General features: G+C 38.2%; 4 protein-coding genes. All 4 read right to left on the reverse strand.

All coding sequences use genetic code 11. The annotated features are described in order from the left end of the window. Positions 1–16: 16 nt before the first annotated feature. From BLW31_RS20065 to BLW31_RS20080, 4 genes are read right to left on the reverse strand one after another with little or no spacing between them, the layout of a single operon-like run. Entirely contained in the window at positions 17–2,134 is a 2,118-nt protein-coding gene (locus BLW31_RS20065; protein ID WP_010536209.1) for a RagB/SusD family nutrient uptake outer membrane protein, read from the reverse strand. Positions 2,135–2,149: 15 nt separating this feature from the next. Next, on the reverse strand, positions 2,150–5,272 hold the full coding sequence (locus tag BLW31_RS20070; RefSeq protein ID WP_022301405.1) for a SusC/RagA family TonB-linked outer membrane protein: 3,123 nt from the start codon (positions 5,270–5,272) through the stop codon (positions 2,150–2,152). A gap of 16 nt (positions 5,273–5,288) precedes the next feature. Continuing rightward, positions 5,289–6,845 (reverse strand): IPT/TIG domain-containing protein, encoded by a 1,557-nt coding sequence (locus tag BLW31_RS20075; protein ID WP_029425219.1) that lies wholly within the window; start codon positions 6,843–6,845, stop codon positions 5,289–5,291. A gap of 57 nt (positions 6,846–6,902) precedes the next feature. Further along, positions 6,903–9,416 carry a glutaminase domain-containing protein gene (locus BLW31_RS20080; RefSeq protein ID WP_055269374.1) on the reverse strand — a complete coding sequence of 838 codons (2,514 nt, stop codon included), beginning with the start codon at positions 9,414–9,416 and terminating at the stop codon, positions 6,903–6,905. Between the last annotated feature and the right edge of the window lie 580 nt (positions 9,417–9,996).

Here is a 9,996-nt window from a genome sequence, read left to right on the forward strand (position 1 = left end):
GTCTTTATGTTTAGAATTAATCATACATTGTCCATCCTGGGTTCTGTGTTAAACGCGAATTACGTTTCAATTCACTATGTTTGATAGGCCATAACCATAGTTTCTCTGAGAACGTAGACGGAAGATTGTAAACAGGAATTGCCGAATGGAATTCGTCTCTCTTAGCTTCGCCAACAAAGACATTGCAACCGTATATTTGCAGAGATTCTTCTATTGGTGCATCTTTCCAACGACGAATGTCAAAGTAACGTTTTCCTTCGCCCATTAACTCTATCATACGTTCACGTTTTAAAGCTTTACGCATATCATCAACCCCGCTCTGCAGATAAAATTCATCTGGATAGTCAGGCAGCCCCGCACGAATACGTACCGGATGAATACCTCTTTCCATTTGTTCTTTATCACGGCTGATAGTGTAAGTTGTCGCCTCATTCCAAGAAGGTATATTGTATGTTCCAGTCAACTCATTCAATGCTTCTGCATAAAGCAGTAGAATATCTGCATAGCGAATTGCAGTTTCAGCTTTCGCAACATAATTGCCCGGATAGTCGTTGGGATGAACAAACTTTTTAATTCCTATACCTGTACGCAAGTAGAAACCGTCATTACGATAACCATCGGAACTTCCAAAGTAGTACCAAACCTGTTGATTTACATCTGCAGGTTTGCTTTCAGTCTGGCTCAAATAATACCATGTACAGCCATTATAAGCAACAGAAGCATAGAATCGTGGTTCACGCTCTACATATTGCAAAGAAACATTCATCCCAGTTTTAGCCTGATCATTATCTCCTTTCTTCGGATCATATTTCCAACCTAATTCCGGATATTTATTATCCTTCAAGTCCTGCAAATCAGTAAACCCAGTTCTACGTTCACGAGTATCTACAATACCTTGATAATTAGCTACTCCTTGATACATAGAGTTCATGCCCGGCTCATTACTACCATTATTCATATAATATGCATCCAGCATTTTCTGTGTCATGCCATGGCAGTTCCAGCCTCCATCATCTTTGGGCATTTGATGAAGTACCAACATATCTATATTGGTTGCCCCACGTGTAAATATCAGTTCTTTATTGTTTGCAGGTAATATAGTTCCATCAAAGATAGTACGATATGATCTGAGCGGGTCAATATTTGTCCATCCTTTTGGCCAAGGTTGCTTGGAAAACTCGCCATCAGCCGGTGGAGTAACAGTCGGACGCTCAGAAGGCCCATTATCAGATGTGGATTTATTTACAATATTCAACTCATAAACATCTAAATCGATGACATCACGGCAAGCGGCAGCAGCTTTTGCCCATTTTTCTTCACTATATTCGGAAGAAAGCAAACGACGCCCTTCGTCATCTACCAATTGCTGCGCATATTCATCATTATTTCCATTAGCAAACGGACTAGCTGCAAAAATCAGCGCATAAGCACGAACTGCCAATGCAGCTCCACGGGTGGGTCGGCCTATAGCATAATTATCAGTACGACGATCATATTGTAACTCTTTAGTAGCCTGTAGCATTTCGTCACTGATATATTGTGCCACTTCTTCGTATGAACTACGTGGAGTGGCAATTTGGTCATAGCTCTGGGTATAATCCACTCCTTCATCCGGCATAATAGGTACCGGGCCATAACGACGTAAAAGCAACCAATAATAGTAAGCGCGAACAAAACGAGCCTGTCCCTTGTAATCTAGTATTTCCCAATCAGCCATCTCTTGGCACCGGTCAACATTATGGATAAATACTGACGCTTGGAAAATCCCTTTGTAACATGCCCCCCATGCACCAACATTATAAGTGTTCTCATCATATTCTCCTAACTTGAACATATTATATGACAGTTCATTCTTTGTTGCATCGATTGTCTTATCTCGGTCACCATAATACATATCGTCTGAAAAACAAAACGAATTCTCACTAGGCCCTTTAGTCGTCACCTCATAGTTTTCATTTTTTATAAATGAGAAAGCATAAGCTAACCATTCTTCCACATGATCCTTGCTTTCGAAAGTTTTCTCCAGTGTCAGACGATCCTTAAAATATTTCTCCGAATTCAGGTAATCAGAGCAAGAAGAAATTGCTCCCATCCCTAATACGGTTAATAATAACATATAAATCTTCTTTATCATAATCTCTTAGTATTTTTATAAGTTAACTGATAAACCCATAGTAACTGATTTGGTTAGCGGATAAGCTTCACCACGCGGATTGCCAGTTTCCGGGTCCCATGTTTTGAATTTAGACCATGTAATCAAGTTTGAACCTGCAATATAGATACGAATATTATTGAAATGCAGTTTGTTAACTATGCTTTTGGGCAAAGTATAACCAATATCCAAATTCTTTAAACGAATATATCGACCATCACGCATCCAATAAGTAGAGGTCTGTTGGTTGTTTTTATTTTCCCCATAAGTTAAACGCGGATATGTTGCATTGGGGTTCTCATTAGCATGCAATCCCAGTTTGGCAGCAGTCTCTGAATCTACCCAACGATCACTTATCATATCTTTAAAGATATTTCCCCAGTCACTTTCGCTGAATGCATATACACATTTACCATAAATAGGGAAAGTGGATTTACCGGCTCCTTGGAAATGAACATTTACATCAATTCCTTTCCATGCGAAAGATGCTCCTATACCATATACTAAGTTCGGAGTGGTAGTAGCACCAATAGCAACTTTGTCATTATCGTTTACAACGCCATCACCATTTACATCCTTATATTTGATATCTCCAGGCTGCACTGTACCGAACTCTTGTTTCGGGCTGGTACGAATATCATCGTAATCAGCAAACAATCCCTCAGCTATCAGTCCTTTAACTTGATCTACACGATACCCTTTTTGATATAAATAAGAATAGACTTGATTCTCTTCATCCTTTTCAAGTACCTCATTCTTACTATAGGTTATATTCCCACGAATAGTCATATCCACCTCACCCAACTTCTGCTTAAGAGCAAAATTACCATCAAAACCTTGAGATTTCACTTCACCTACATTCGCTTTAGGTTTGCTCTCAAGACCTGTAATTTCAGGTAAGAACTCACGTGTTAAAAAAATACCTGTACGTTTTTCGTGGAAATAGTCAACTGTCGCTGTAAATTTGTCATTAAATAAAGAAAGATCAATACCCAAGTCATCCTTGGTCGCAACTTCCCAAGTAATACCATTAGAAGCCATCTGAGTGTAACGAGTTCCTATGAATGATTTTCCATAATCACCAAATCCCCAGTTATATACATAATTAGGCTTTCCTTCGCTGTTATATCCTGTAGTAGCTATAGTATATAAGTATGGGAAACGGTTATTATCTCCAATATTGTCATTACCTACCTTACCGTGAGAGTAACGTATTTTAAACATATTCATCCATTTCAGGTTATTCTTAACAAATGACTCTTCGGCAACGTTCCATGCAAGAGAAAAAGCCGGAAAGAAACCGAATTGATTTCCTGGTGCAAAATTTTCTGATCCGGTATAACCAAAATTGAAATCAACAAAGTAACGATAGTTCCAGTTATAAGTAAATCGTCCTGCTAACCCTTGATTACGTTTTGATACTCCATTCTTAATATCTGTACCAATATCTACTGTCCGTTTCTCACTATCTTGTGTATAACGGAAGGTAACTCCCCCATGATGATTTCCGAAAGCACGTTCCCAGCTTAACAGTAAATCAAGAAATTCACGGCGTTTACCAGAGCTACCACTTGATTGCGTCATGTCATATGCCGGGAACATTTTCTCATAAATAATCTCTCCCGTTTCTTGTCTGCGTCCGTTTGCTTTATACAAATCAGGTTGACGATGACGATTAATCCAGTTACTATTGTCTGTATCGTAACCAAAACGTCCTACGAACTTCAATCCCTTGGTAATGAAATCAAAATTTTGTTCTAATGTAACATTAGTTTGCACATTATTCTGCCAGTCTTCATTGTATCCAGTTTGTGTAGATGCAACCCATGGATTAAGTTTGTTTACATTATCCCGGTGGGAAATAGGCGCGTATCCATTGGAGTAGTATACAGGCGTTGCAATAGGATTGTATCCGAAAAGCATCCCCCATAACATCTCGTTATCGGCCAGTCCCGGACTATTACGTTTGGCTAATGAACCGGCTATACCTAGTTTCAATAAAGTCGATTTGGTGATATCTATGTCAACATTCATACGATAATTCCACTTTTTATAGTTGGCGTTTGTATCGTAATCATCACGTAACGTTTGGTCTGTGTTATACATACCTTGATCCTCCGTATAACTTGCAGAAACAAAATAACGAGCAGTGTTACCACCGCCGTTCATGTTCAAGTTAGCACGATAACTCCATGCTCCGTTTTTTAGGATCAAATCCATCCAGTCTACATTCGGATAGAAATCCGGATCCATTTGTGTGCGAAATAACTCTAACTCTTCCGGTTGATAAGCCATTCCTAAATTGCGAGTCACTAATGCTTCGTTCATCAGACTGGCGTACGAAAGACCATCTACAAACTCCGGAGTGATAGTACGAGTATTATAAGAAGTTTCTACCTTGGCGTCAATATTGATTTTTCCAGCTTTACCACGTTTAGTTGTAATCAATACTACACCATTTGCACCTTTAGAACCATAAATGGCAGTAGCTGACGCATCTTTCAACACAGTGAATGATTCGATATCTTCAATATTAAGTTCGTCCAAACTGCTACGTTCAAAACCATCCACTAAAATATAAGCACTTGAGCTCGCTCCAAAAGTAGAAATACCACGTATCCAAAACTCAGAAGTACTTTTTCCTGGTTGTCCGGAAGTTTGTCGGGCAATAATACCCGGAACATTACCGGCCAAGGCGTTAGACATATTGGAGGTAGGGAAACGTTTTAAATCTCCCACATTCACATTGGTTACGGCTCCCGTCACTGTCAGTTTTTTCTGTGCCCCCATACCAGTTACTACAACCTCATCCAGTACGCTGGCCTCTGACTCTTTCATCTTGACATTAACAGTATGCTGTTCTTTTACAAGTACTTCTACATCATCGTATCCGATGTATGAGAAGACTAATCGATGATAAGGTTCCATTTTTATAGAGAAATTACCATTGATATCTGTAATGGTCCCCAAACCGGCTACATCCTTTACAGTGATATTAACACCAATCATCGGCTCATCTTGTGTGTCGGTAACCGTACCAGTCACGGTTATTGTTTGTTGTGCTGAAATCGTCAATGGGACAACTAGCATCAACAAAAAAATGGCTAAATATTTTTTCATAATCTGATAAATGTGTTTATTCGTTAGATTCCACTGTTGATTCATCTTCCGGCATATTCTCGTCACCGGCTGTATTCTCTTCTTGCTCCATTGAAATAGTGCGAATAGTATGTCCCACCTGATCATGTACATAAAAAATTTCTTTCGCATCATCGTAAACAAGTCCACTTACATCACGGAAACGAGCCACTTCTCGTAGGTCACCATCATCAGTTCCCCATTGGTTGCCGTCAGCTAAGGAAGTTGACGCTCCTCGCCCCGCATAGGTCGATACGATGCCTTCTGGAGTTACTTTACGAACACAGAAGTTTAATCGATCTACAAAATAGAAATCATACTCTTCTTCACCAGTGTAATCTGGATTTTTCACAAATACTCCTTGACAAGGATTATTCATACGGGCCTCGGTTCCTACATCATCCTTATAGCCTGACTGTTTATATCCCCCGACAAAATTATACGGTGTAATAAATTCCTTTTTTATCTCGTCATAGTCGGAACGCATGAAATAATGATTGTTAATCACACCAAAATAAGCATACTTTCCAGTAGGATGGATGAATATCTGAAATTCCCAACTTGGATCAGCAATAGTAAATAACTGCTTAAAAGTATTAGGGTTGTTCTTTACTATAGGATCCCAGCTTTCCCCCTTCTTAATAGTTTTGAAGTAATCAACCAAGTCTAAACGAAATACTTGTCCCTTTTCATAACTATTGAAATACAATTCTCCGTTGATTGGATGAATAGTAGCTCCATTACATTGCTTGTAAGCAGCTATCAATTGTATATCAGACCTATCATCGAATGTACCATCCGCATTGCGTTTAATAATATACACACTAGGACTTTCATCTCCTTTACCGTCATAATCAATAGCTACAATCATATATTCCGCCTCATCAGCATATCCTTCTATCTTTCTATTGAAAGCAATGCTTCGTATACGGTTAGTAGGGATAGTATTGATATTCAATGGAGAAGAAAGCATGCGGTTTTTCAAATCGATCAACTGTATAGCTTTATGTCCATCGTAACAAATATACAAATGATCCTTATTCAACGGATCAAAAGCTAGTCGTCCGTTATCACTAAATCCACAGCATTTGACACCTTCCGGTCCATCAAATGGTCCATCTCTCCAACCTTGATCGTCACGATTATTGCGATAGCCACAAAGCGTACCTACCACCATCTTTTTCTCATAACTAAAAGCAGTACTTGCAGTCGTTGTTACTGAATTCTCTCCTTCCCCTACAGTGATCTCAATTTCACCACTAAAAGCTCCCGAAGGAACAAAACAGTAGACATAAGTACTTTTTACATTAATAACAATAGCTTCTTTACCTCCGATCTTCACTTTTACATTCGAAGCATCTGTACCGAAGTTTTCACCATAAATCAGTAGCTTCTGATAGGCTCCTCCCTCTTTCGGGGTAAAATCAGAAATTACTACAGGCTTTGATGGATCAAAGGTTTCAGTCTCTACATTTTCATCGTCTTTACAACTATAAATGCAAATTGTGAATAATGCCAGTAATGTCCACTGCCATTCCTTCAATACTTTTTTCATTTTACATTTCATGTTTTTCATTTTAGTTAATAATAAGTATATTAAAAATTAAATGCCTTATTTCATTTTACCCATAAGTACCTTCATCCAATGTCCTCCAATCACCGATCGAGCCTTGAAACCAGTCATCTGATTAGTTTTTGTATCATACCAGTCACTAATTGGAACACGGGAAATTGTTTCATTGACATATTTATAAAGAGGATCTACAAACTTTTCAAAAGTTATTTGGTCAGAGGACATAGCTGCCGTCCACATTATCCAATCGGATTTTGTGTAATCTTTCCGAGAATCCAATGGTAATCCATATGGATTCTGTTTGGTCAAATAATAATTGATTTCTTTGTCGATTACATTATTGGGGAAGAGATTCAGCCCCCACATCTTATCCCAAATCATGTTATACTTTTGACTCCAAGTGTCTTCACGGTCAAAGGCCAGACGATAATGATCTCCTTCATTTGCCATTTCTTCCCATTTAACCGCCATTTTCTTGGCTATAGTAGCATACTCATCTGCTACATCATTAAATCCTAACATCCTGGCGATCTCGCTGTAACCAGCTATTCCCATGATTGCTTTCACTGATAAGTTCGCATTATGAGCCCAATGCCCGGCAAAATCATCAGTACACAACTGGTTACTCGGGTCCTGTCCATACTCTACAAGATAGTTGGTCCAAATCGTCAAAATATCCCAATATTTTTTGGCATAATCAGCATTTCCTTCGACTTTTGCAAGAGCTGCAGCAAGGATTACCATATTGCCACTTTCTTCAATCGGCATATCACCACCGTAAACTTGTCCATTCGCAATCGGATAAGTTCCAAGATCATGTGCAGCAAAAGGTTTATTCCAACGTCCACTAGCACTATATTCGAAGATACTCGTCATCATCGCTTTTACTAATTCAGGGTTATAAACCAAGAAAAGAGGAGCAGAAGGATAAGTCAAATCAACCGTATTTACGCAGCCATTACTATTATTTTCTTTAGAAAACCATAGCAAATTGCCCTCTTTATCTGTAAACAGCTTGTGAGCAGACATCACTTGACGATAAGATACAGAACAAATCTCCGCATATTTCTTACCACCGGCCTTTTCCGCATCGTTATAAATTAATTCATCAAGGGCACGACAACGTTCCATTATGGACAAATAGTTGTCTCTCAATTTCTCGAAAGCGTCGAAGATTGTAACCTTACCATCATGCTTCCAATATCCCATACGCTTTTCATACATATATTCTATGGAATAAATGTCATCATAGCCAATCATCATAAAGCCTTCTTTTCCATTTTGAGAAACCATGCCTAAGTTATGTGTATATGCCATGGCTGGAGTATTTTCCTCCTTGCGAGTTTCCCATTTTGTCTTTGAAGAAGCTAATGTTCCATTTTTAACAAATGACTCTTTCATTCCATAATAATCACCTAGACTTACTGATTTTCCAGCTCCATTTACACCTGCAAGGTATACATATCCCCAGTCAGCACAAATCAAATCACCTTTACGGTCACATATTGGCTGGTCAATAGAGCCTGCTTCTACATAACTAATACCATTTTTAGACAATGTACGCGCGATAGTCGGCTGATTACTCTCATTGATGGTCAATTCTGGAGTTGTTTCTATATAGAATTGCACATCGTGTTCTTTTTTATCTAGCGAACGAACACGATAAGAAACATAGTTAATTGGAGTTGATAGTAAATCCAGGTCATCAATTAATTGAGGAGCAGTAAATACGATATCCAGTTCTACTGGTCCACAAGCAAATGTATAATAGCTAGAAGTTGCTAATACATCAACAGACTTTTGCACAGCTTCATTTGCAAATTTTACAGCATTCTCCTTTTCACGGAACAAGCCAAAATCGACATATGAGCCTCCTGTCGTATTATGGCAATGTGCTGCAATTACATTTTTGCCATTACGGAGTTTCTTCTTTGCCGCATCTGATAGTTTCAGAGATACATTATCTCTCCACACAAGACCGGTTGAAACCAGTTTTTCTCCATTCAGATATAGTTCAAATACATCGTCATGAGAATAAATCAGGTAAATATCTTCTGCTATATCCTTATCATTGAAATCAAATGTGCGGCGAATATAAATGTCGGTATTATCACCTTTCCATTCTGTATGAACGCGTTGCATGTCACGGCTACCGAAAGCAGCTTTGCCTTTCTTCCAGTTGCTATCATCAAATTGCAGCTCTTGCCATCCATTTGCCGGTTGATTGTTAGTATAAGCAGCTTCCCAACGCTCTACATTAGTCATAGGGGCAATAGGAATCAAGTTGATTTTATCTTTTCCTAAAAAACGATAGACTTTTCCATCTACACGCAAAGCGCCTAATAAAGGTTTCTTGGCATTTGTCCAGTGTTCTGTACTGCCTTCCATTAGGTTATCATAAGGAGACCAGATCGAAAAATATGGATCTGAAACAACAATGGGCACCGAAGGGGCTCGTAATGCTATTTCTTTAGAAGGCTTTAATAGGTCAACTGTCTGAGCATTAACCATTAAACCAACTGAAAGAGCCATCATGGCTAGTAGTTTCTTCATAAATACTTCTTTTATTTTATCTACAAATTTAAGGTTATCCATTCATCAATCTTATTTACCTTCAAGAAAAACAAAACCTACATTCTCTTTTATTCTACTTTTTACCTTAAGTAATACCTTTGAAAACTGCAATCTTTATACCTTAATATTCTTGTTATCTCTGTGTACCTTAAAACTATTAACTAATATCTAAAATGAGTACTCTTAAATTTTGTATAAAATGCTAAGTAAAGAAGTTGTTGCAGAGTCGTGTTTTCTTAGTGAATCCGAACTCGTTTACTTAACTTGTTTTTCATAGCATCTTATTTGTAACACCGCAAATTAATGGATTTAATAACATAAAATAGGAAAATAGATGTTCAAGAAAGGATAAAATCTAGTCTTTTTCATGTTTCAAACCTTCTTTTAACAGGTATACAAGCTAAAAGAAGGCCGTTTGAACAGTTTTTTTTCTTTTCTGAATAGTATTTTTCCTAAACTATTTGACAATGGTTCGTTAAAATTTGAGATAACGGCTAAGCGGCTTTACGCTGCCAGCCAAAGAGTTCTTTGATAGTATGACTAATTAACTTTCGGTTCG

The sequence above is a fragment of the Bacteroides faecis MAJ27 genome, from assembly GCF_900106755.1.
GTDB lineage: Bacteria > Bacteroidota > Bacteroidia > Bacteroidales > Bacteroidaceae > Bacteroides > Bacteroides faecis.

Bases quoted from the DNA above. Each gene is read 5' to 3' on its own strand.
- BLW31_RS20065 (WP_010536209.1), bottom strand. From the start codon at position 2,134: ATGATAAAGAAGATTTATATGTTATTATTAACCGTATTAGGGATGGGA.
- BLW31_RS20070 (WP_022301405.1), bottom strand. From the start codon at position 5,272: ATGAAAAAATATTTAGCCATTTTTTTGTTGATGCTAGTTGTCCCATTG.
- BLW31_RS20075 (WP_029425219.1), bottom strand. From the start codon at position 6,845: ATGAAAAAAGTATTGAAGGAATGGCAGTGGACATTACTGGCATTATTC.
- BLW31_RS20080 (WP_055269374.1), bottom strand. From the start codon at position 9,416: ATGAAGAAACTACTAGCCATGATGGCTCTTTCAGTTGGTTTAATGGTT.